The 21,948-nt window shown below is 65.6% G+C and carries 22 protein-coding genes; 8 read left to right on the forward strand and 14 right to left on the reverse strand.

Going from position 1 to position 21,948, the window contains the following annotated elements:
• Position 1 precedes the first annotated feature (1 nt).
• The 4 genes from K5554_RS01420 (at position 2) to K5554_RS14630 (ending at position 4,569) form a co-directional block, all read left to right on the forward strand.
• Entirely contained in the window at positions 2-1,285 is a 1,284-nt protein-coding gene (locus K5554_RS01420) for a TRAP transporter large permease (protein ID WP_221039398.1), read from the forward strand.
• 176 nt (positions 1,286-1,461) lie between these two features.
• Positions 1,462-2,811, forward strand: coding sequence for a 2-oxo acid dehydrogenase subunit E2 (locus K5554_RS01425; RefSeq protein WP_221039399.1), 1,350 nt, complete (start codon positions 1,462-1,464; stop codon positions 2,809-2,811).
• A 20-nt stretch (positions 2,812-2,831) separates the two neighbouring features.
• Positions 2,832-4,229 carry a dihydrolipoyl dehydrogenase gene (lpdA, locus tag K5554_RS01430; protein WP_221039400.1) on the forward strand — a complete coding sequence of 466 codons (1,398 nt, stop codon included), beginning with the start codon at positions 2,832-2,834 and terminating at the stop codon, positions 4,227-4,229.
• 64 nt (positions 4,230-4,293) lie between these two features.
• Complete coding sequence (locus tag K5554_RS14630; protein ID WP_221039401.1) at positions 4,294-4,569, forward strand: AbrB/MazE/SpoVT family DNA-binding domain-containing protein; 276 nt, start codon at positions 4,294-4,296, stop codon at positions 4,567-4,569.
• A 174-nt stretch (positions 4,570-4,743) separates the two neighbouring features.
• On the opposite strand, the gene pth is transcribed toward K5554_RS14630, so the two are convergent.
• The 14 genes from pth to K5554_RS01505 form a co-directional block, all read right to left on the reverse strand.
• Complete coding sequence (pth, locus tag K5554_RS01440) at positions 4,744-5,328, reverse strand: aminoacyl-tRNA hydrolase (RefSeq protein ID WP_221039402.1); 585 nt, start codon at positions 5,326-5,328, stop codon at positions 4,744-4,746.
• 6 nt (positions 5,329-5,334) lie between these two features.
• The gene (locus K5554_RS01445; protein ID WP_221039403.1) at positions 5,335-5,976 is read right to left on the reverse strand and encodes a 50S ribosomal protein L25; all 642 of its coding nucleotides are present in this window, start codon (positions 5,974-5,976) and stop codon (positions 5,335-5,337) included.
• Between the two features lie 12 nt (positions 5,977-5,988).
• On the reverse strand, positions 5,989-6,936 hold the full coding sequence (locus K5554_RS01450; protein WP_221039404.1) for a ribose-phosphate pyrophosphokinase: 948 nt from the start codon (positions 6,934-6,936) through the stop codon (positions 5,989-5,991).
• A 28-nt stretch (positions 6,937-6,964) separates the two neighbouring features.
• Entirely contained in the window at positions 6,965-8,368 is a 1,404-nt protein-coding gene (glmU, locus tag K5554_RS01455) for a bifunctional UDP-N-acetylglucosamine diphosphorylase/glucosamine-1-phosphate N-acetyltransferase GlmU (RefSeq protein ID WP_221039405.1), read from the reverse strand.
• A 50-nt stretch (positions 8,369-8,418) separates the two neighbouring features.
• Positions 8,419-8,685, reverse strand: coding sequence for a septation regulator SpoVG (gene spoVG, locus K5554_RS01460; RefSeq protein WP_221039406.1), 267 nt, complete (start codon positions 8,683-8,685; stop codon positions 8,419-8,421).
• Positions 8,686-8,795: 110 nt separating this feature from the next.
• Complete coding sequence (locus tag K5554_RS01465; protein ID WP_221039407.1) at positions 8,796-9,185, reverse strand: RidA family protein; 390 nt, start codon at positions 9,183-9,185, stop codon at positions 8,796-8,798.
• Between the two features lie 29 nt (positions 9,186-9,214).
• Positions 9,215-10,300, reverse strand: a complete 1,086-nt coding sequence (gene ychF / locus K5554_RS01470) for a redox-regulated ATPase YchF (protein WP_221039408.1) — start codon at positions 10,298-10,300, stop codon at positions 9,215-9,217.
• A 3-nt stretch (positions 10,301-10,303) separates the two neighbouring features.
• Positions 10,304-11,128, reverse strand: coding sequence for a pur operon repressor (gene purR / locus K5554_RS01475; RefSeq protein WP_221039409.1), 825 nt, complete (start codon positions 11,126-11,128; stop codon positions 10,304-10,306).
• Positions 11,098-11,895, reverse strand: a complete 798-nt coding sequence (locus K5554_RS01480; protein ID WP_221039410.1) for a nucleotidyltransferase family protein — start codon at positions 11,893-11,895, stop codon at positions 11,098-11,100. Before K5554_RS01480 ends, purR begins: the two co-directional genes overlap by 31 nt.
• Positions 11,849-12,586, reverse strand: coding sequence for a GntR family transcriptional regulator (locus K5554_RS01485; protein WP_255565563.1), 738 nt, complete (start codon positions 12,584-12,586; stop codon positions 11,849-11,851). The genes K5554_RS01480 and K5554_RS01485 overlap by 47 nt, the downstream gene beginning before the upstream one ends.
• The gene (ispE, locus tag K5554_RS01490; RefSeq protein ID WP_221039412.1) at positions 12,565-13,467 is read right to left on the reverse strand and encodes a 4-(cytidine 5'-diphospho)-2-C-methyl-D-erythritol kinase; all 903 of its coding nucleotides are present in this window, start codon (positions 13,465-13,467) and stop codon (positions 12,565-12,567) included. The genes K5554_RS01485 and ispE overlap by 22 nt, the downstream gene beginning before the upstream one ends.
• Positions 13,468-13,579: 112 nt before the next feature.
• On the reverse strand, positions 13,580-16,219 hold the full coding sequence (cphA, locus tag K5554_RS01495; RefSeq protein ID WP_221039413.1) for a cyanophycin synthetase: 2,640 nt from the start codon (positions 16,217-16,219) through the stop codon (positions 13,580-13,582).
• Between the two features lie 71 nt (positions 16,220-16,290).
• Complete coding sequence (locus K5554_RS01500; RefSeq protein WP_221039414.1) at positions 16,291-17,115, reverse strand: cyanophycinase; 825 nt, start codon at positions 17,113-17,115, stop codon at positions 16,291-16,293.
• A gap of 84 nt (positions 17,116-17,199) precedes the next feature.
• The gene (locus K5554_RS01505; protein WP_221039415.1) at positions 17,200-17,415 is read right to left on the reverse strand and encodes a DUF4177 domain-containing protein; all 216 of its coding nucleotides are present in this window, start codon (positions 17,413-17,415) and stop codon (positions 17,200-17,202) included.
• Positions 17,416-17,630: 215 nt separating this feature from the next.
• Between K5554_RS01505 and K5554_RS01510 the strand changes: the two genes are divergently transcribed.
• From K5554_RS01510 to K5554_RS01525, 4 genes are read left to right on the forward strand one after another with little or no spacing between them, the layout of a single operon-like run.
• Complete coding sequence (locus tag K5554_RS01510) at positions 17,631-18,929, forward strand: Zn-dependent hydrolase (protein WP_221039416.1); 1,299 nt, start codon at positions 17,631-17,633, stop codon at positions 18,927-18,929.
• Positions 18,930-18,948: 19 nt separating this feature from the next.
• Positions 18,949-20,250 (forward strand): dihydroorotase, encoded by a 1,302-nt coding sequence (locus K5554_RS01515; protein ID WP_221039417.1) that lies wholly within the window; start codon positions 18,949-18,951, stop codon positions 20,248-20,250.
• Positions 20,247-21,035: a dihydroorotate dehydrogenase electron transfer subunit gene (locus tag K5554_RS01520; RefSeq protein WP_221039418.1), complete on the forward strand. Its 789-nt coding sequence runs from the start codon at positions 20,247-20,249 to the stop codon at positions 21,033-21,035. Before K5554_RS01515 ends, K5554_RS01520 begins: the two co-directional genes overlap by 4 nt.
• Complete coding sequence (locus tag K5554_RS01525) at positions 21,032-21,946, forward strand: dihydroorotate dehydrogenase (protein ID WP_221039419.1); 915 nt, start codon at positions 21,032-21,034, stop codon at positions 21,944-21,946. The genes K5554_RS01520 and K5554_RS01525 overlap by 4 nt, the downstream gene beginning before the upstream one ends.
• Positions 21,947-21,948 lie beyond the last annotated feature (2 nt).

Below are 21,948 nucleotides of genomic sequence, written 5' to 3' on the forward strand. Positions count from 1 at the left end.
GATGGCGATAACCGCTTTCTTCTTGTTGGTGGCCATGCCCATCCTGGTGATACTAGGCATGCCCATAGCGTTCGCTCTCGGGGTCACTGCCCTTGCCACTCTACTAATGTTGGGTAACATGCCGTTAAATATCATCCCCCAGAAAATATTTGCCGGAATCGACTCCTTTCCTATCCTCGCTATCCCCTTCTTCATACTGGCCGGAAGCATTATGACTATCGGTGGAATTAACAAGAAGATACTTTCCATCAGCAATGCTATTGTTGGTTGGGTTGACGGCAGCCTGGCCATCGTAACAGTCGCTGCCTCCATGGTTTTTGCGGCCATATCCGGATCGGCCGTAGCAACGGTAGCGGCTATTGGAGGAATTACCATTCCTGCAATGCAAAAAGAAGGTTACGGTAGCAGTTTTGCCGCCGCTGTTGCTGCCTCGGGTGCAGTGTGCGGCCCCATTATTCCTCCAAGCATTCCTTTAATCGTTTACGGAGCCGCACTTGGGATGTCAATAAACGACCTGTTCATTGGGTCGCTGGTACCTGGCCTAATGATCGGCACCGGTCTCGGAATTGCCGCCTATGTGATTTCCCGCAAGAGGCGTTTCCCCAAGCATGAAAGAATGAGTCTGTCTGCGTCGTTGCAAGCCATCCGGGAAGGGCTCTGGGCATTGTTAATGCCAGTAATAATCCTGGGAGGCATCTTTTTCGGAATATATACTCCTACGGAAGCCTCAGTAATTGCTGTAGCCTATGGTATTTTTGTTGGCCTATTCATATACAAGGAGATTACTTGGAAGAAACTTTGGGATGTCGTCGTAGAAGCGGCAATCTCGAGCGCGGTGATCATGATGATACTTGCTGCATCAAAAATAACCAGCATCTTAGTTGTCGCTAACCATCTTTCGGAAGCCGTTACGAATTCTATACTCGCTATTACCGGTTCCAGGTTCGGAGTTCTCTTGTTAGTTAACGTATTTCTCTTGATTGTTGGCTGTTTAATGGAGGCCAACGCTGCCGTTGTAATCCTCACACCGATCCTTGTCCCGTTGGTAGCAAAAGTCGGGATGGGGCCCCTGGAGTTTGGCGTAATCATGGTATTCAACTTGTGCTTAGGTCTCCTAACACCTCCGGTTGGAGCCACACTCCTACTTGGTAACGACATTGCCCGCGCTAATATGGGACAAACAACAAAGGAAACTGTACCGTTCTTCGCTGTAGGGCTCGTAGTACTTGCCGTTATTACAGCGTTCCCTCAGATCATAACGTTCCTTCCTCACTACCTCAAGTAGGAAGACATTAGAGGCACCATTCTTGCACAACTGGGAAACTGAGACCATCCCCGTAACCTTGGCTCTGCGCCAGGCCTTCCAAGCCTTGATGAAGGGCGGCCGGGCGGCCCTCATCGGCCTGCCGGGTCGACCCGCCTGAAGGCGTGCCTTATCCCATGTGAAAGGAAGCCGATACCATGGCCAGTATTGTCACCATGCCCAAGCTCGGGCTCACCATGACCGAAGGCACCATCACCAAGTGGCTCAAGCAGGTGGGAGACAGCGTAAAAAAGGGCGACCTTCTTTTTGAGGTCGCCACCGACAAGATCACCAACCAGGTGGAGGCCCTGGAAGAGGGGATTCTGCGCCGGATCATCGTCCCGGAAGGGGGCACCGCGCCCGTGAGCGCCCCGGTGGCCGTCATCGCCGCGGCCGACGAGCCCCTGCCGGAGGTCCCCGGAGCGCAAGACGCCCCGCCGGCGGCGCCGGAAGCGGCAGCCCCCCCGTCCGCTGAAGCAACCGGCACCGAAGAGGCAAAAACCGGCGGCGCGGCAGCCGCTCCCGGTGAGGTGAAAGCCTCCCCCGCCGCCAAGAGGCTGGCCCGCGAGAGCGGCGTCAACCTGGGAGAAGTTAAACCCACCCGCCCCGACGGCCGCATTGTGGAAAAAGACGTCCTCGCCCACCTGGATGCCCAGGCCGAAGCGAAGGAATCAGCGTCGGCCCCTGCGGAAGCCGCCGGACCGGTGCGGGCCACCCCCGTGGCCGAGCGCCTGGCGCAGGAGCTGGGCGTAGACCTTAGCCGGGTGGCCGCCTCCGGACGCATCGGCAAGGAAGACGTCTTCCGCGCCTGGGCCGCCGCCCAGGGTGCACAGGAGCGGGAGCGCCGCGAGCCGCTCGAGGGCATGCGCAAGGTAATCGCCCGCCGCATGGCCGAGAGCAAGCGCACGGCACCCCACGTCACCATCAATATGGAGGTCGACATGTCCCGCGCCCGGGCGCTGCGCGAAGCCCTCAAGGCCCAGGGGAAGAAGGTCTCCTTCAACGACATCGTCGTCCTGGCCGCGGCACGGGCGTTACGCGCCTTTCCCGTGGTGAACGCCTCCCTCACGGAAACCGAGGTCATCTACCACAGCGCCGTTCACGTGGGTGTCGCCGTAGCGCTCGACAACGGGCTCATCGTGCCGGTGGTGAAAAATGCCGACCAGAAAAGCCTGCTTGCCCTGTCCGAAGAGATAAAGGACCTGGCCGCCCGGGCGCGCGCCGGGAGACTCTCGCCCGATGAAGCGGGCGGCAGCACCTTCACCGTGACCAACCTGGGGATGTACGGCGTCGACACCTTCACCCCCGTCATCAACCAGCCGGAGAGCGCCATCCTGGGCGTGAACCGCATTGCCGAGAAGCCTGTGGTGGCGGACGGCGGCATCGTCATCCGGCCGCTCATGAACCTGAGTCTCTCCTTTGACCACCGGCTCATCGACGGGGCGCTGGCGGCGGAGTTTCTGGCGCACGTGAAGACCTACCTGGAAGAGCCCGCGCTGATGCTATAAAGGTTTAGGAGGCAGAACTCATGGCGACGAAGGTTGTTGTTATCGGCGGCGGGCCGGGGGGCTATGTCGCCGCCCTGCGCGCTTCCCAGCTGGGAGCGCAGGTGACGCTGGTGGAAAAGCAAGCCCTGGGCGGCACCTGCCTCAACGTCGGCTGCATCCCCACCAAGGCCCTGCTGCACACCACCGAACTCTACCGGGCCGTCCAAGGCGGTGCAGAGATCGGTCTTAAGGCCGAAGGACTTGCCGTAGATTGGCCGGCCCTGCAGGCGCGGCGCGCGGCGGTGGTGAAGCGCCTGGTGACAGGTGTAGGCCTCCTGCTGAAACAGGCCGGCTGCAGGGTGATCGCCGGTACGGCGCGCCTGGCGGACAGCCGCACCGTGGCCGTAGCGCTGCCGGACGGCGGCGAGGCGCGGATCACCGCCGACAGAATCATCCTAGCGGCGGGCTCCGAGCCGGTGCGCCTGCCGCTACCGGGCTTCGACCTCCCCGACGTGATCTTGAGCGATGACGCCCTCGCCCTGCCGGAGGTACCGGAGAGCCTCCTCATTATGGGCGGTGGGGTCATCGGCGTGGAGCTGGCCTCGGTTTACCAGGCCCTCGGCACCAAGTGCATCATCATCGAGATGCTGCCTCAGATTCTGCCCACCCTGGATGCAGAGCTTGTGAACGGCGTCCGCGCCCACCTCACCCGCCTGGGCGTGGAGATCCACACCGGCGCCAAGGTGGAAAGCTGCGCTCCGGCCCCGGAGGGAGTCACGGTGCAGGTGGCAGCTCCCGCAGGCCCGCTGAGCTTCAGCGTAAAGAAGGTGCTGGCGGCCGTGGGCCGCCGCCCCGCCACGCGCGACCTGGGCCTCGAGGCGGCCGGCGTAGCGGCGGAACGCGGCCGCATCACGGTGAACGAGTACCTGGAGACGAGCGTACCGGGCATCTACGCCGCAGGTGACGCCATCGGCGGCACCATGCTGGCGCACGTGGCCTTCGCAGAAGGGACGGTAGCGGCGGAGAACGCGCTCGGCGCCGCGCGCAAAATCGATTACAAGACCGTCCCTTCCTGCATCTACACTCAGCCGGAAGCCGCCAGCGTGGGGCTTACCGAGGAGCAGGCCAAAGAGGCCGGGTACAAGGTGAAGGTCGGGCGCTTCCCGCTCGCCGCCAACGGCAAGGCCCTCATTGAGAGCGATGAGGGCGGGTTCCTCAAGATCGTGGCCAATGAGCGTTACGGTGAGGTTCTGGGTGTCCAGATCCTCGGCCCGCGGGCCACCGACCTCATCGGTGAGGCGGCACTGGCCCTGCGCCTGGAGGCCACCCTGGGCGAGCTCGCCTCCACCATCCACCCGCACCCGACCGTAAGCGAGGCTTATGCCGAGGCCGCCCTGGCCGCCGACAACCTGGCGCTCCACATCCCGCGGCGGCGCTAGGGAAGGCGCAAGTTGACGCTAGCCCCTTTTTTTCTTACAATAGTGGTAAGAAGGAGGGAGGCCAGTGCCACTATCACGTCTGTCCTCCAAGGGCCAACTCGTGATCCCAATTGGCATCCGGAAAAAGCTCGGGCTGGAACAAGGCGGGGAGCTAAGTCTTCATTTACGTGGCCGTAAGATCGTTCTCGAACCTATTGCCGGCCGACGCGGGACTCATACTTGGGAATCCTGGCGTGGTGCCTTGCGAAACAGCACGGCGCTGGAAGATCATCTTAAGGAACACAGCTCTGTTTGCCATTGCCTTGGCGCAAGAACTCAATGCCCCACTCCTCACTGGTGATCCCGAGATTCTAGATTTGCCCAGCCCGGGAATAAAAGTTGAACCCCTGGTTTAGCAACTTCACACGTACAGTAAAAGGTTCCGTTCCCAGCAGGGAGCGGAACCTTTTGCTGTGCGCGGGCGCGAAACTGCGCCCCCGCCTGAGGGCGACGCCATGGGGAGGGCCCCGTCGTCTCAGGCCTCGTACGGCGCCTGGAAGCTGTTGTGCCGGTTCATGGCCGCCGCGGCGCCCTCTGCAAGCCAGGTGCGGATGGCGGCGGCCGCCGCCACGATCACTTCGTCCAGGATGCGCCCTTCTTCCTCGCTGAAGGCCCCCAGCACCTTGTCTTTGGCGCTTTCGGAGCCTTCGGGACGCCCGATACCCAGGCGCAGGCGGGCGAAATCGCTGGTACCCAGTTCACTGATGATGGAAAGAAGCCCGCGGTGCCCGCCGTGGCTGCCCCGGGCTCTCAGGCGCAGGCGCCCCAGGGGCAGGTCCAGGTCGTCGGATACCACCAGGAGATCCTCGCTCGGGTCGAGCTTGTACCAGCGCACCAGGGCACCCACCGCCAGGCCGCTCAGGTTCATGTAGGTTTGGGGCTTGGCCAGGACCACGTCCACACCCGCCACCCGACCGCGCGCCAGGGCGGCGTGGAAATCCGAAGCGGCAAAAGTAAGCTTCTCTTCGCGCGCCAGGTAATCCACCACCAGGAAACCCGCGTTGTGGCGCGTTTCCTCGTACTCCCGGCCCGGGTTACCCAGCCCCGCCACCAGCTTCATGCAGCGTTACTCCTTGTCCTTCTCTTCCGCCGCCGGAGCCTCGCCGGCCTCGGCAGCCTCCGCTTCCGCGGCCGCCGGCTCGCCTTCCTCTTCCTTGGTCGGGGCCAGGACGCTGGCGATAACCTCGTTCTGGTCGGTGAGCACCTTAACCGCCGCCGGCACCTCAAGGTCGCGCACAAAGAGCGCGTCGCCCACATCCAGCCCGCTGATGTCGACCGCAATGGACTCAGGCAGGTCGTGCGGCAGGCATTCCACTTCCACCTCGCGCAGCTGGTGCTGCAGGACACCGCCCTCCTTGACGCCCTGGGGGGTCCCTTTCAGGGCAAGCGGCAACACGGTCCGGAGCTTCTTCGTGAGCGAGATTCCCTGAAAGTCAACGTGAACGACGTTCCCGCGCACCGGGTGGTACTGCACCTCTTTAATCATCGCCGGGTGCTCGGCCTCGCCCTCCACTTTTACGGTGACAATGGAGCCGGGCCCGTGCGTGGTGAGGAGTTTCTCGAGCCGGCCCTGCTCAGCGACAAGATGCACGGGTTCCGCCACGCCTTCCCCGTATAGCACTACCGGTACCCGGCCGGCCCGCCGGTCGGCATGGCTGGCTCCTTTACCCGTCGCCGTACGCTTTTTCGTTACCACAACTTCCGCCATTCTTCTCTCTCCTTACTCAAACAGTTTGCTCACTGACAGGTCTTCGTAAATGCGGATGATAGCCTCGCCGAAAATGGGAGCCACCGAAAGGACCTTTATTTTATCGAGCTGCTTTTCCGGGCCGAGCGGAATGGTATTGGTCACCACCACTTCCTTTACCGGTGCCTCCCCCAGCCGGCTGATAGCCGGCCCGGAAAGAACCGGATGCGTGCAACAGGCGTAAACCTCCTTGGCACCGTACTCTTTCAGCGCCTGACTGCCCAAAAGAATGGTGCCGGCCGTGTCGATGAGGTCGTCTACCATAATCACCGTGCGGTCCTTTATGTCCCCGATGACGTGCATAACCTCCGCCACGTTCGGCGCCGGTCGGCGCTTATCGATTATGGCGATGGGGGCGTGCAGGCGCTGGGCCAGGTCGCGCGCCCGGGTCACACCGCCGATGTCCGGCGAGACCACCGTGACGTTCTCCAGGCCTTTTTTCTGGAAGTACTCCGCCAGGAGCGGCCCGGCCAGAAGGTGATCCACCGGGATGTCGAAGAAGCCCTGAATTTGGGCGGCATGCAGGTCCATGGTGAGTACCCGGCCCGCGCCGGCCGTGACCAGGAGGTTGGCCATGAGTTTAGCCGAGATGGGTTCGCGCCCGCGGGCCTTCCGGTCCTGGCGGGCATAGCCGTAGTGCGGTATTACCGCCGTGATGCGCCGCGCAGAAGCCCGCCGGAAGGCGTCCATGAGAATAAGAAGCTCCATGATGTTCTCGTTTACCGGGCTCGTAATGGGCTGGACCACAAAGATGTCCGCCCCGCGCACGCTTTCGTCGATGACCACCTGGATTTCGCCGTTGGAAAAGCGGCTCACCTTGGCCGCGCCCAAAGGTACCCCGATGTAGGCGGCAATCTCCTTGGCCAGCTCCGGGTGGGCATTACCGGAGAAAACCTTGAGCCGCCGTTGATCTGGCGCCACTAACCTCTCCTCCTTGTCCCTTCCCCACCTATTCTAATTTACCCTTCTCCTTTGCGCAAGCGAGCTTTTCCAGCCGTTTCTTCACCCAGTCCGGCAAAACTCTCTGTTCCGCCCGCTCCAGCGCCAGTGCCCCCGGGGGAACGTCGCGCGTGATGGTGGACCCCGCCCCCGTGTACGCGCCGCGGCCGATGCGCACCGGCGCCACCAGGTTGGTGTTGCTGCCGATGAACACCTCGTCCTCGATGACGGTTGCGTTTTTCTTGAAACCGTCGTAGTTGCAGGTGATGGTGCCGGCGCCGATGTTCACCCCGCGTCCCACCTGGGCATCGCCCACGTAGGAGAGGTGGGGTACTTTACTTCCCGCTCCGATGGCCGATTTCTTTATCTCAACAAAGGTCCCGGCCTTGGCCCCCTCCGCCAGCACGGTGCCCGGGCGCAGGTAGGTGAAGGGGCCAACCGTGGCACCCGGCCCCACCACCGCCTCCACCAGCACGGCCTGGCTGACGGTGGCGCCGTCTTCTACCCGGCTGTCCCTGAGCTGGACGCCGGGCCCGATGCGGCAGCCGCGGCCGATGCTGCTTCGCCCTTCGATGATGGTAAAGGGGTAGATGACGGTGTCCGGCGCAATGCTCACCCCGGCATCGATAAAGGTGGAGGCCGGGTCCAGGATGGTTACACCGGCCAGCATCAGTTCGCGGCGGATGCGGTCGCGCAGAAAAGCCTCCGCCTCTGCGAGCTGCACCCGATTGTTGATGCCCTGCGTCAGTGCCGGCTCCGGTGCCGCCAGGGCCAAAACGCGCCGGCCGCCTCGCCGCAGTATACCGAGCACATCCGTAAGGTAGTATTCCCCCTGCGCGTTCTCCCTTCCCACCTCGTCCAGGGCGGCAAAGAGCGCCGCGGCGGCAAAGCAGTAGCTTCCCGTGTTCACCTCGCGCAGGGCCTTAACGGCCGGTGCAGCGTCCCGTTCCTCGACGATGGCCTCCACTTCCCCGGCGGCATCGCGCACAACGCGCCCGTACCCCGTTGGGTCCTTGAGCTCCGCCGTCAGTACCGTGGCCGCCGCGGCCCCTTCCCGGTGCCTGGTCACCAGCGCCTGCAAAAGCTCCCCGGAAAGCAGCGGGGTATCGCCGCACAGGACCAGCACGTCCCCGCTCGCAGCGCTGAGGGCCGGGCGCGCCGCGAGCACGGCGTGCCCTGTTCCCAGCTGCTCCTTTTGGTAGGCGTACTTAACGTCCGGGCCGAAGAGCTCCCGCACCGCGTTCATTTCGTGGTTGATCACCAGCACGACCTCGGCCGCTCCTGCGGCCCGGGCCGCCTCGACCACGTAGGCCACCAGCGGTCGCCCGCACACCTCATGCAGGACCTTGGGCCGCTTTGACTTCATGCGCGTACCCTTGCCGGCCGCAAGGATGACAGCGGCTAACTGGCTCATTAATCTTCCCTCCCAGACATCGCCACGCCGTGCGCAAAGAGGAGGAGCCTTTAAGCTCCTCCGTTTTGAGCCGCAGCGTAGGCTTGGAGAATGCGTTCCTGCAGCATTTGGCGGGTGGCGGCGTTGATCGGGTGGGCTATGTCCCGGAATTCTCCATTGGGGAGTTTCTTGCTCGGCATGGCAATAAACAGTCCCTTCGGCCCTTCCACCACCCGGATGTCGTGGACGGCGAAGCTGCCATCCAGGGTTATAGAAACGTAGGCCTTCATTTTGCTTTCTCCCGCGACACGCCGCACCCTAACGTCTGTTATCTCCACGCGGCACCACCACCCTTCCTACCCCCAGGTTGTTTCTTTGTAGAGCCTATTCGCGCTGCAGGGGAAAAACTCCTCCTGTTGTTCCTGTTTCTCCGCTTTCACCGCTCAGTTTAGTCTTTTTCTGGAATAAGGGTAACGGTTTCAATCTCCACCGCCGCATCCTTGGGAAGTGAGGCCACAGCCACCGCCGAACGAGCCGGGTAAGGGGCCGTGAAGAACTCGCCGTACACCTCATTCATGGCCGCAAAGTCAGCCATGTTTTTCAGAAACACCGTGGTTTTCACCACGTGCGCCAGGGAGGTGCCGGCCGCCTCCAGGATGGCGGCCACGTTCTTCAGGGCCTGCCGCGTCTGCGCTTTGATGTCCCCGCTTACCAGCTGGCCGGTGGCCGGGTCGAGCGGGATCTGGCCGGCAGTGAAAAGCAGGTTGCCTACCCGGATCGCCTGGGAATAAGGGCCGATGGCGGCCGGAGCCTTGTCGGTTGCAACAGCAGTCTTCATATCAATTACCTCCTCTTAAGCTGAACCGGTTACACATTAAAGCGGAAGTGGATCACGTCGCCGTCTTCAACCAGGTAGTCCCGTCCTTCCAGGCGCAGCACCCCCTGCTCCCGGGCGGCAGCCAGGGAACCGGCACGCAAAAGCTCAGCGCAGGAAACCACCTCGGCGCGGATGAAGCCGCGCTCCATGTCGCTGTGGATTTTTCCGGCCGCCGCCGGCGCCGGTGTGCCGCGCGGCACCGCCCAGGCCCGTACCTCGCGGCCGCCCGTGGCGGTGTAGAAGGTGACCAGGTCGAGGAGGCGGTAGCTGGCCCGCACCAGCCGCTCCAGGCCCGGTTCGCTCAGGCCAAGGTCGGCCAGGAAAGCCGCCCGTTCCTCTTCCTCCAGGGCCCAGAGTTCTTCCTCCAGTTCGGCGGCCAGCCAAACAGCCTCCGCCCCCCGCGCCTGGGCGGCCGCCTGCACGCTCTTCCAGCAGGCCGCTCCCTCGCCCGTCAGGCCCTCCTGGCCCACATTGGCCACCAGAAGCAGTGCCTTGGCGGTAAGGAGGTTCAGGTCGGCAGGCAGATTCACCTCTTTTGCCAGCGAGCGGGCTGTGCGGCCCGCGCTCAGGGCCGTCTCGACCGCCTTCAAGCTGTCATATTCCTCCCGCCAGCGGCGTTCACCGCTTTTCAGCTGGCGTTCCACTTTCGTCAGCCGGCGGCCCACCACCTCCAGGTCGGCCAGGATCAGCTCGGTTTCAATGGTCTCAATGTCCGCCTGCGGGTCGAGTTTGCCGCTGACATGCACAACGTCCGGGTCTTGAAAGCAGCGCACCACCTCAAGGATGGCATCCACATCGCGAATGTGGCCTAAAAACTGGTTCCCTAAACCCTCCCCCCGGCTGGCACCCTTAACCAGCCCTGCAATGTCGACAAATTCGATGACCGCTGGAACAACCCTTTCCGGCTGCAGGAGCTTGGCCAGTTGCTCCAGCCGTGCGTCGGGGACGGCCACCCGCCCCACGTTCGGTTCGATGGTACAGAAAGGGTAGTTCTCCGCCGGCGCCGCCGACCGCGTCAGGGCGTTAAAGAGTGTCGACTTGCCCACGTTGGGCAGCCCCACTATGCCGACGCGCATGGTTTACCCCCCTTCCAACCAGGCGGCCGGGCGCACTTTGAGTTCCGGCCCGGTCTCTTTTACCTCCTCCAGGACGAGCAGGGAGAAGTAGTCCGGGACCAGTTTATTCTCCGGTTCGCGCGTCGCCATGAGCACACCGGTCCCGAGCACGTGCGCGCCAAACTCGGCCATGAGCTCGTGCATGCCGCGGGCGGTGCCCCCGGCCCGCATAAAGTCGTCCACCACCACCACCCGTGCCCCGCTCGGCAGCGCCCGCCGGGGCAGCGACATGGTTTGAATGCGCCGGGTGGAACCAGACAGGTAGTTGATGCTCACCGCCGGCCCCTCCGTCACCCGGCTCTCGTGGCGGATGATCACCGCCGGCACTCCCAAGGCGCGGGCGGTGAAAAGGGCGACGGGTATGCCTTTGGTTTCCACCGTCACCACCCACTCCGGCTCGAACAGGCGAAAACGGCCGGCAAAAATCCGGCCTACCCCCTCCATGATGACGGGCGTAAAGAGGATATCGGTCAAATAAAGGAAGCCGCCGGGCAAAAAGCGTGCCGGGTGGGAAAGCTCCTGTGCCAGGGAAGCCACCAGCGTCCGGGCTCCGGCACCTGTCAGCTCCGGCAGGTAGCGGACGCCGCCGGCCGCCCCCGGAACGGTTTCCACCCAACCCTCTCCCTCTCTATCCAGCATCCGCTTGATGAGGCCGATGTCCTCGCTGAGGCTGGACTTGGCCGCCCCCAATTCTTCGCCGAACGTACTCAGGGAAATCAACTGGCAGGGATGCTCCACCAGGTAGCGGGTTACAGCAATCAGCCGTTCAACCCGGCGCCGCCGCTCCATGTCTTTCCCCCCCATCCCATGAACCGCTGGACAAGTTCGTAATCGCTGGGTTTATCGACATCGATCCCCACCTCCGGGTAGGGCGAGATGACCGCCTTGCCTACGGCGCCCGCGATCTCGGCGAAACGCTGCTCCACCGCGGCGATGGTCAGCTGGCCCAGCACCAGGCGCAGTACCTGGCCCCACCCGAGCAGGCTGCACATCTTGAGCGGCTGTTTGCGCAGGCGCACCATCTCTTCCGCCAGCCGCCAGACCCGGTCCACGATACGCGGGTGAAAGAGGAAGAGGTTACCCCCGGTGAAGGTGCCGTCTTTAAGGCGCACGTAGGTGCGCTTGACACCCGGGTAACGGGCCTCGCCCACACCCTTTTCCACGATGGAATAGTAGAAGTCGGCTTGGGTCGCCTGCGCGCGCTTCAGAAAGTCCTCCACCGCCGCGGCCGTAAGGAGTGGAATATCCGAGGTAGCCACCAGGACATAACCCTGGGGTTGCAGCCACTCCAGACCCTGGCGCAGGTTATCCATTACACTGCCGGCGCAGGGAAGAACGGCCTTCACCTTGCCCTGCTCCAGGTACTTAAGCTGGGGCACCGGCCCCACCACCGCCGCCCGTGTCACGGAGGGACTTTCTTCCAAGGCCGCCACCACAAAGTCCACCATACGCCGGTCGGCCACCGGGATCAGCGCCTCATACGGCTCCCGGCTCACCGCGCGCAGTCTCTTAGCGTTGGCCGCCCCCGCCAGCACCACCGCGTCCACCACCGCCACCACTCCTTTCTCCCGCTCCGGCCGCCTGTTGCTGCGCCTTGAGCAGGCTGGCCTCGGCGCGCTCGATGTGCTCTTCCGCCAGCTTGCGCGCCTGCGCGGCATCACCCCGGGCAATGGCCGCCACCAGCCGGCGGTGTTCGCTCAGCGTGTCCTTAAGACGGCCGGGCGCCGCCAGCGAACGCATACGGAAGCGCTGGATCTGGTCGGACAGATTGGCCACAATCTGCATTAAGCGCCGGTTGCGGCTGGCGGTATAAATGCGGCCGTGGAAATCGGTATCGATGCGTACCACCTGCTCACTCGCCCCGCCCGCGGCCGCTTCCGCCAGCTCACGCACCGCCTGCTCCAGAGCGGCCACTTCTTCCGGGGTGATCCGCTCGGCGGCCAGGGCGGCGGCCAGCCCTTCCAGGGCCGCGCGTAACTCGAAAACGTCGTTCATATCCTTAAAGGAAAGCTCCGCCACATAGGCACCCCGGCGGGGCACGAGTACCACAAAACCTTCGAGCGCGAGCCGCCGCAGAGCTTCCCGCACCGGCGTCCGGCTGGCCTCCATTTCCTCCGCCAGCTGCTGCTCCGCCAAGCGTTCGCCGGGCGCTAGATCGCCGCGCACAATGGCAGCGCGCAGGGCCTGGTACACCGCCTCCCAAAGAGGCTGACAGCGGGCCGGTTCTAAGTTGAGGGGCTTGCGCACCAAACGTTCACCGCCTCCCGCGGAAAGGTCCCGGCCCCGGCCGTAACCGGCAGGGTAACAAAGGTCCGCACCCTCTTTCCCAGCCGGCGCGCCGCGTTTTCGGCCTGGATCCGGTCGGCAAAAAGGCCGAACACCGTGGGCCCGCTCCCGGAAAGCGAGGCGCCCAGCGCCCCCAAAGCCAGGAAAGTTTCCTTCAGCTCCGTGATGACGGGATAACGCGCCGCCACCACCGATTCAAAGTTGTTGCCGAGCCGGGCCGCCACAGCCTGGAGGTCGCCGCAGCGCACGGCCGCCGCAAGCTGCGCGATATCCGTTCCCGCCTCCGGCCGCTCGTCGAACGCCCGGTAAGCCCAGGCGGTGGCCACCGCCAGCTCCGGGCAGGCCAGTACCAGGTAGCAGGGCGCCAGCGGCGGCAGCGGGGTCAACACCTCGCCCCGCCCTTCCGCCAGGGCGGTGCCGCCTAAAAGGGCAAAGGGTACGTCACTGCCCAGCTCCAAGGCCAGCCGTCCAAGCTCCGCCTCGGTAAGGCCTAAGGAAAAGAGGCGGTTCAGACCGTAAAGGACGGCGGCGGCATCGGCGCTCCCACCCGCCAGGCCGGCGGCCACTGGGATGTGTTTCTCAAGCTCGATCGAGACGCCACCTGGTATTTTGTATTCTGCCATTAGGCGGTGTGCCGCCCGCCAGGCCAGGTTTTCCGGCCCCGCCGGGAGCGCCGCCCCTGTCACCTGGAGGGAAATCCCTTCCGCCTGCGGCTCGAGCCCGATTCTGTCGGCCAGGGAGACTGTTTGCATGACCATGCGGACGTTGTGGTAACCATCGGGACGCTTCTCCCGCACCGCAAGGCCCAGGTTAACCTTGGCCCAGGCGGGAAAAAACTCCATAGCCGTCCCCCCTCCCTGGCAGATATATTGGCTGTTTACCCGGCAAACTCCTCTTTTTGCCGCGCAGTTTTGCGGCCGCGGCGGGGTGTCCGCCCGCCCTTCCAGCACGCTCCTAGCACGCCCCGAGCTCCGCCAGCCCGGCAGAGGCGGGGGGAGAGGCGGCGCGCACGGCGCTCACCACCTCGAGCACCCGGTCCAGTTTCTCGTAGAAGATCACCACCAGGTCCCCGCGGCGGCACTCGGCCAGGGCCGCCTGCAAGGCTTCCTCTTCCCGCAGGATGATGCGGGCGTGCTCGCTGGGAAAGCCCGCCGCCCGCGCACCCTTCAGGAGCAGCTCGGCGATCTCGCCTGCCTGACGGCCGCGCCGGTCTTCGTCCTCTTTGATGAAAAGGAGGTCGAAGCCTTCGGCCGCGGTGCGGCCGACGCGCTCCACCAGTTCGTCCGGCCGGTCGCCGGGCACCCCGATCACCCCGAGCAGGCGCCGGCGCGCCAGGCGGCGGGCCATCTCCAGGGTGCTGCGGTAACTGGCAACATTGTGCCCGTAATCGATGAGCAGGCGCGCCCCGCCCACCCTGAGCAGGTTGACACGGCCCGGGTTGCTGGTGAGGTCAGGGTAAAAGCTGCGCAGGCCCTGGCGAATAACCTCGCGCGGCAGCCCCAGGCCCCAGGCGGCGGCCGTGGCCGCCAGCACATTGGCCAGGTTGTGCCGGGCCGTACCGTGCAGGGTTAGGGGAATGCGCCGGGCCGAGCACAGGTACTCCACTTCTTCTCCTTCGGCCAGCAGCACCTTGCCTTCGCGCACCAGCACCACCCGCCCACCGGCGGCGAGCTGCCGCCGCACGACGGCATTGCCGGCCGTGAGGCTGAAGTAGATGACGGGGCAGCGCGCCCGTGCCGCCAGGGAGGCCACCAGCGGGTCGTCGGCGTTGAGCACGGCGCAGCCGTCGTCCCGCACGGCCTCGATGACCAGCGACTTCACGTGGGCCAGGTCCTCCAGCGTCTCGATACCGTACTGCCCCAGGTGGTCTTCGCTGATGTTGGTGATCACGCCCACGTCGGCCCAGTCGTACGCCAGACCGTCCCGGATGAGACCGCCGCGCGCCGTCTCCAGCACCGCCGCCTCCACAGTCGGATCCTCCAGCACCAGGCGCGCGCCGCGAAAGCCGGCGTTGTCACCCTGCCATACGCACTGACCGCCGATAAAAACCCCATCGGTAGAAGTAAACCCGACCGTGCGCCCAGTAAGGGCCAGCAGGTGGGCGATGAGACGCACGGTAGTGGTTTTGCCGTTGGTGCCGGTCACGGACACCAGGGGTATGCGGCCGCCGGTTCCGGGCGGGAAGAGGTGGGAGATGATCTTTTCCGCCACCGGCCGTGCCTTCCCTTCACAGGGGGCCAGGTGCATCCTGAGCCCGGGCGCCGCGTTAACCTCGATCACCGTGACGGCGCTCTTCGAATCCGCCGGGTCGGCCGCCACCAGGTCCACCCCGGCCACGTCCAGCCCCACCGCCCGGGCCGCACGTTCCGCCACCATTTTCACCGGCGCCGCCACCTGATCTGTGAGGTCACGGGCAGTGCCGCCCGTGCTCAGGTTGGCGTTTTCGCGCAGGAAGACGGTCTCACCGGCGGCCGGCACATAGTCCAGGTTCAGCCCCCGGCGCGCCAGGACCATGAGCACCACCGGGTCAATGGCGATCTTCGTCAGCACGTTTTCGTGACCGATACCGCGGCGGGGGTCGGCGTTGGTTATATCCACCAGCTCGCGCAGGTTGTGTCGCCCATCGCCGACCACATGCGCCGGCAGGCGCTCCGCCACCGCGGCCACCTTGCCCCCCACAACCAGCACCCGCAGGTGGCGGCCCGCCACGTACTTCTCCACCAGCACGCGGCGCTGCCAGTTGCGGGCCAGGGTATAGGCGGCCCGCACCTCGGCCACGGTCTTGAGGTTCAGCGACACTCCCTTGCCCTGGTTGCCGCACTCCGGCTTCACCACCACGGGGGCGCCAAGCTCCGCCAGGGCGGCCACCGCCTCCTCCTCGGAGCGGGCCACGCGTCCCTCCGGGACCGTTATCCCGGCCCGGCGCAGGATCTCCTTGGTCCGCGTCTTGTCGCCGGCGATGTCCACGGCGAGGCAGGAAGTAAGGGAGGTGAGGGCCGCCTCCACCCGCCGCTGCCGCACACCGTAACCCACCTGTACCAAGCTGCGGTCGTCCAGGCGCAGCACCGGCAGGCCCCGTTCCTGGGCCGCCCGCACCAGGGCGGCGGTGGTCGGCCCCAGTTCGTAGCGCGCGGCCAGCTCCTTGAGCCGGGCGGTGATGGCCTCGGTGCGCGGCGGGTCGTCGCCCAAAAGCAGGCAGTTCACCATCTCCACCGCCTGGTAAGCCGCCTCGCGTGCGGCCGCAGCCGCCTTATACTCAGCGACGATCTCGTAGACGGCCGGGTCGTCGGTGGAGCAGGTTTTCCCGTAAATGGCCGGAAACCCGGCCAGGTTCTGGAGTTCCAGCAGCACGTGTTCCACCACATGCCCCAGGTACGTCCCCTCGCGCAGGCGCTCCACAAACCCGCCGGGGTAGCCGCGGGAACAGTGGTGGTCACGCAGAGACGGCAGCAGGGAAAGCAGCCGGTCGGTAAAGAGCGGGATGTCGGCCGTGGTCTTGTCTGCGTGGTGCTCGAGATTGAGCCGGACTTTAACCACGGGATGGTGGCTGTAAACGTTGCGGCCGCTGTAAACCGCAAGCTCTTCAACTCTCATGCGTGCAGCTTTGTTCCTCCCGGAGTTTTCTTAGGGGACGGGTGAACGTGCCCGGCTTTTCGTTCCAGCACTCACCTCGTCTCCTCGGGGCGAACAGCTCCGGGTTCCCGACGGCTCAGGTTAAACGTGTACCCGGCGGGCAAAACGTGCAGGGTAACGTGGGTGAGGACCAGGGGGTCGCCGGCCGAACTTTCCGAGACGTTGCTCTCTCGGATGGTGAGGCCGTCGACCACGGTGCACGCCCCCGAGCCCACCACGGTGAGCAGCCCGTCCGCGTCACACACCACCGCCGTGTCCTCGTCCAAACCAAGCCCCAGTATGTATGGGTTTTCGGCAATGGCGGCCAGCAGCCGGCCGATGCGCCCGCGCTCCGCAAAGTGCTGGTCCACCACCACTTCCTTGAGGAAGCCTAAACCGGGGGCCATGTTGATGATGGAGCGGCGGGGCGCGCTCCCGTCCTGGCCTTCTACGATCATGGTGGCGCTCATGGCCGAGGCGCCGGCGCTGGTGCCGGCAATCACCGCCCCCCGGCCGGCGGCGGCATGCAGGGCCCCGGCCAGCGGTGTGCCGCCCAGGATGCTGGTCAGGCGCAGCTGGTCGCCGCCGGTGAGGAAAACGCCGGTCGAGCGGCGCAGGGTGTCCGCCAGCGCCGTCGACCGGGCAGTTTCACGATCGGGAACATCCAAGTGCCGCACCTCGGCCGCACCCAGGCGGTAAAAGAGCCGGCTGTATTCGGCCCCCACTTCCTCCGCCTGCTCGGTGGCTGTGGTGATGACGGCCACCACCGCCTCTCCCCCGCCGGCCAGCGCGAGAAAGCGGCGCAGGATGAGGCAGACGCCTTCTTTATCCTCCGCACCGCCGATGATGACCAGGTTGCCTTTGACCTTTGCGCTCATAGCCCCTCCCGCCCGGCTTTGCCGGGCCACGCATCCTAGGGTTTACCGGGCGGGAAAGATTTATACGGCCGCTTCCCAGGGCGCTTACGCGGGCTGCTCTTCACCCGGCCCTGCGTCCGCTTGTTCTTCACTGCCCAAGCGCGGCCGCTCCAGGGTGACCACCAGGTTGTGGCCGCCGAACGCCACCTCCACCGGGTACATGAAGGCCAGGCGCCAGCCTTCGCCCGCCAAGGCGTTAAGGTTCGGCTCCAGCTCCTCGGCCGAACCCAGGATGAGAACCTTGTACTCGTACTGGTCCACTCTTTGTCCTCCTTTCCTCTTCCTCCGCCCTCTATTCGCAGCCGGCGGGGAGGTTTCCTGCTGCAAAATCCGGCACTTCCTGCTTTTTTGCCGCCTCGATTTGGGGTATACTCTTTTCAGCCGGCACAAAGTGGGTGAAAAGGTAAAGCCTTCCGCCCAAAAACAGAGTGTGCGACCTGCCGCTTTAAAAGACAACAGGACGGGGTGATGGGCTGTTGATTAACGTTGCTGCACTGGAGAAAGATTTACGCCGCCTGGCCGCTGTCGGGGCCGAGCCGGGGCCGGGCGTCACCCGCTTGGGCTTCAGCCCGGAAGAGCGGGAGCTGCACCGGCAGGTGGCGGAGAAGCTGGCCGCGCTGGGGGCGGACGTCCGCCGCGATGCCATCGGCAACCTGATCGCCCGCCGGCCCGGGGAGGACGACACCCTCCCCGCGGTGGCCTGCGGTTCGCACCTGGACTCGGTGCCCCAGGGTGGACGTTATGACGGGGTAGCGGGCGTGCTGGCGGCCGTGGCCGCTCTGCGCACCTTAAAAGAGCGCGGGATGCGCACCCGCCATCCCCTCGAGGTGATCGTGTTCGTCTCCGAGGAATCAAGTCGCTTCGGCGTGGCCACGCTGGGAAGCAAGGTCCTGACCGGGCGGGCCCAGCCGGAGGAATGGGCCGGCCTTACGGACTTCGCCGGGGTTTCTCTCCCGGAAGCCCTGGCGGGCGCCGGCGTGGACCCGGCGCAGGTCGGCGCCGCGCGCCGCCGGCCGGAGGAATTCAAGGCCTTCCTGGAGCTACACATCGAGCAGGGGCGGGTGCTGGAGGAAACGGGGAACAAAATCGGCATCGTCACGGCCATCGCCGCCCCTACGCGCCTGCGCGTCACCTTAAGCGGGCGCGCCGACCACTCCGGTGCCACCCCCATGGGCCTGCGGCGCGATGCCCTGGCGGCGGCGGCCGAGCTGGTTCTGGCGGTGGAGCGCTGGGGCCGGGCCGAGTCCCCTCAGCAGAGCGTGGCCACGGTAGGGATACTGAAAGCCGAACCGGGGGCGATGAACGTGGTCCCGGGGAAAGCAGTGGTGGGGATCGATGTGCGCGGCATTGACAAGGAGAGCATCGCGCGGGCGGTGGCCGGGATTCGCGCCGACCTGGCGGAAATCGCCCGCCGGCGCCGGGTCAACGCCCAGGTGGAAGAACTCACCGCCGAAGACCCGGTTCCCCTGCACCCGGGCATCATCGCCACCCTGGAAGGCGTGTGCCGCCGCCTCGACGTGCCCTACATGCTAATGCCGAGCGGGGCCGGGCACGATGCCATGAACATGGCGCACCTTACGCCCACGGGTATGATCTTCATCCCCTGCCGGGAAGGCATCAGCCACAACCCGGCCGAGGAAGCAAGCCTGGAGGACATCGCCCGCGGGGCCGAGGTACTGCTGGCAGCCCTGCTGGAGCTGGCGAAACCTGTACCCAGACAGACCGCGCCGAAGGAAGCCCCGAGCAATCTTCCAGCAACGACTGGCAATGCCTGAACGGCAGGAGGCGAGATGTATGCTGATTAAAGGTGGGCTGGTGCTGGATCCAGCCAACGCGCTGCAGGGTAGGTATGACCTGCGCCTCAAAGCCGGCAAGATCGCCGCCTTAGGTCCGGAGCTCAGCGCGGAACCCGGAGAAGAGGTCTTGGACGCGCAGGGACTCATGGTGGTTCCCGGCTTTGTCGATATCCACGTGCACTTTCGCGACCCGGGCCTCACGCACAAAGAAACCCTGGCCAGCGGCAGCCGGGCCGCGGCCGCCGGCGGCTTCACCAGCGTGGTCTGCATGGCCAACACCAAGCCGGTGATGGATGAACCGGAGCTGGTGCGCGCCTTTTACAAGCGCGCCGCACGCGAGGCGGTGGTTCATGTCTACACCGTGGCAGGCGTCACCCGCGGCTTGGCCGGTGAGGAGCTCACCGACTTCGCCGCCCTCAAGGCGGCAGGTGCAGCCGGTTTCTCCGACGACGGCAACCCTATCCCCAGCGCCCGGCTCATGCGGCAGGCCTTGGAGGAGGCCGGGCGCCTGGGGCTGCCGGTGATTGCCCACGAAGGCGACCTCTCCCTGGTGGCCGACACCATCGTCAATGAAGGCACGGCCGCCGCACGCCTGGGCCTTGGCGGCATGCCGGCGGCGGCCGAGGACATCCAGGTGGCGCGGGACGTTCTCCTGGCTGGGCTTACCGGCGGGCACGTGCACATTCAGCATGTAAGCTCGGCCCGCTCGGTGGCCATCATCCGGGCGGCCAAGGTCCGAGGGGTGCCGGTGACCGCGGAGGCAACCCCCCACCACTTCACCCTGACAGACGAAGCCCTGCTCACTTGGGGCGCCGACGCCAAGATGAATCCCCCGCTGCGCTCGGCCGCCGATGTGGCCGCCGTGCGCCAGGGCCTGGCGGATGGTACGCTCGACGCCATCGCCACGGACCACGCCCCGCACACGCCCACCGAAAAGGCCGCCGGCCTAGCCCAAGCCCCGAGCGGCATCATCGGCCTGGAGACCGCCCTGGGCCTTACCTGGACGGAGCTGGTACAGGCCGGCGTCCTCACCCCCGCCCAGGCCGTCGCCAAGCTCACCTACCTCCCGGCCCGCATCGTGGGCCTGGCCAAGGGAACACTCCGCCCGGGGGCGGACGCGGACATCACCATCTTCGATCCCAACGCCACCTGGGAGGTGGACCCGGCCCGCTTTTACTCGCAAAGCCGTAACACCCCCTTCGCCGGCCGCCGGCTGACGGGACAGGTGCGCTACACCCTGGTGGGCGGGCGGCTGGTCTACGCCAACGGAACAGTCCTGGAAAAGGAGGCCTTTGCGTGAACGTCAACCACACCCTCAAAGTGCTCGCCAACGAACCGCAGGGCGCGGGGCGCTACCTCCTGGTGGCGGAAGCCCCCGGGCTGGCACATGCCGCCCGGCCGGGCCAGTTTGTCCACGTGCGCTGCACCGCAGGCACCGTGCCCTTGCTGCGCCGGCCCTTCAGCTTTTACCGCCTCCGGCCCGCGGCCGGGGCGGTGGAGATCTACTACCAGGTGGTGGGCAGCGGCACGGAGCTTCTCAGCCGCGTCCCGCCCGGCACCACCTTGAGCGCCCTGGGGCCGCTGGGCCGGGGCTTCCCGCTGGCGCCCCGCGCCCGACACATCGTCCTTGTCGGGCGCGGCCTGGGGAGCGCGCCCCTGGTGGCCCTGGGCGAAGCCGCCCTGGCCCAAGGTACGGCCGTGACGGCCATCCTGAGCGCCCGGACACCCAGTGCCCTGGTGGGAAGCCGGCCCCTGGCCGCCCTGGGTGCCGCGGTGACCACCGTTACCGACGCAGCCGGCACCTCCGACCCGGCCCAGGTAGACGAGCTTCTCAGCGCCGCCCTGGAGCGGCCGGGCACAGCGCAGGCCTTTGTCTGCGGCTCCCGCCGCCTGGCCCGCCTTGTGGAGCGGTCGGCCGCTGCGCGGGGCATCCCCGCCTTCGTCTCCCTGGAGGAGCGCATGGGCTGCGGCCTGGGCGGGTGCCTGGTGTGCGCCTGTCGCGTACGCACGCCGGCAGGTGAAACCTACAAACGGGTGTGCAAAGACGGCCCGGTCTTTCCCCTGGAGGAGGTGGTACTGGAATGAAACCGGACCTCAGCGTAGAACTCTGCGGTCTCAGGCTGCAGAACCCCATCATGCCCTCATCCGGCAGTTTCGGCCTGCCCGGTTACGAGGAGTATATGGACCTCAACGTTCTCGGAGCGCTGGTGGCCAAAAGCATCACGCTCCATCCCCGGCCGGGCAACCCGCCGCCGCGCATCGCCGAGACCCCGGCCGGGATGCTCAACGCCGTCGGGATCCAGAACCGCGGCGTGAAGTGGTTTATCGAAAACGACCTGCCGAAGCTGCGTCACTTCTCCCCGCCCCTGATCGTCAGCATCGCCGGCACCAAAGTGGAAGACTTCGCGCAGGCGGCCGAACTCCTGGAAAAGGAGGAAGGTATTGCCGCCTACGAGATCAACGTCTCCTGCCCCAACATGGAGGCCGGCGGGCGGGCCTTCGGCATGTCCGCGGCGGCGACGCAGGCGGTGGTGGCCTCCGTCAAAAAACACACCCGCCGGCCCCTCTTCACGAAACTCACGCCGAACGTCACCGACATCGTGGAAATCGCCCAGGCGGCGGTGGAAGCAGGCAGCGACGGGCTGACACTCATCAACACCCTCCTCGGCATGGCCGTCGACGTAAGGCGGCGCCGCCCGCTCCTGGCCAACATCCTGGGCGGTCTCTCCGGCCCGGCCATCAAGCCGGTGGCCCTGCGCTGCGTCTACCAGGTGGCGCAGGCGGTGAAGGTGCCCATCATCGGCGTGGGCGGCATCGCCTCGGCTGCAGACGTCTTGGAGTTCCTCCTCGCCGGCGCGAGCGCGGTCCAGGTGGGTACGGCCAACATCGTGGATCCGTACATCATGCCGAAAATCATTGCGGACTTGGAGAAATGCCTGGCCGAAAACGGGGCGGCATCGGTGCGCGAGTACATCGGTGCGCTCAGGGCCGACTGATC

This window comes from Gelria sp. Kuro-4 (genome assembly GCF_019668485.1).
Lineage (GTDB): Bacteria > Bacillota > DTU030 > DUMP01 > DUMP01 > DUMP01.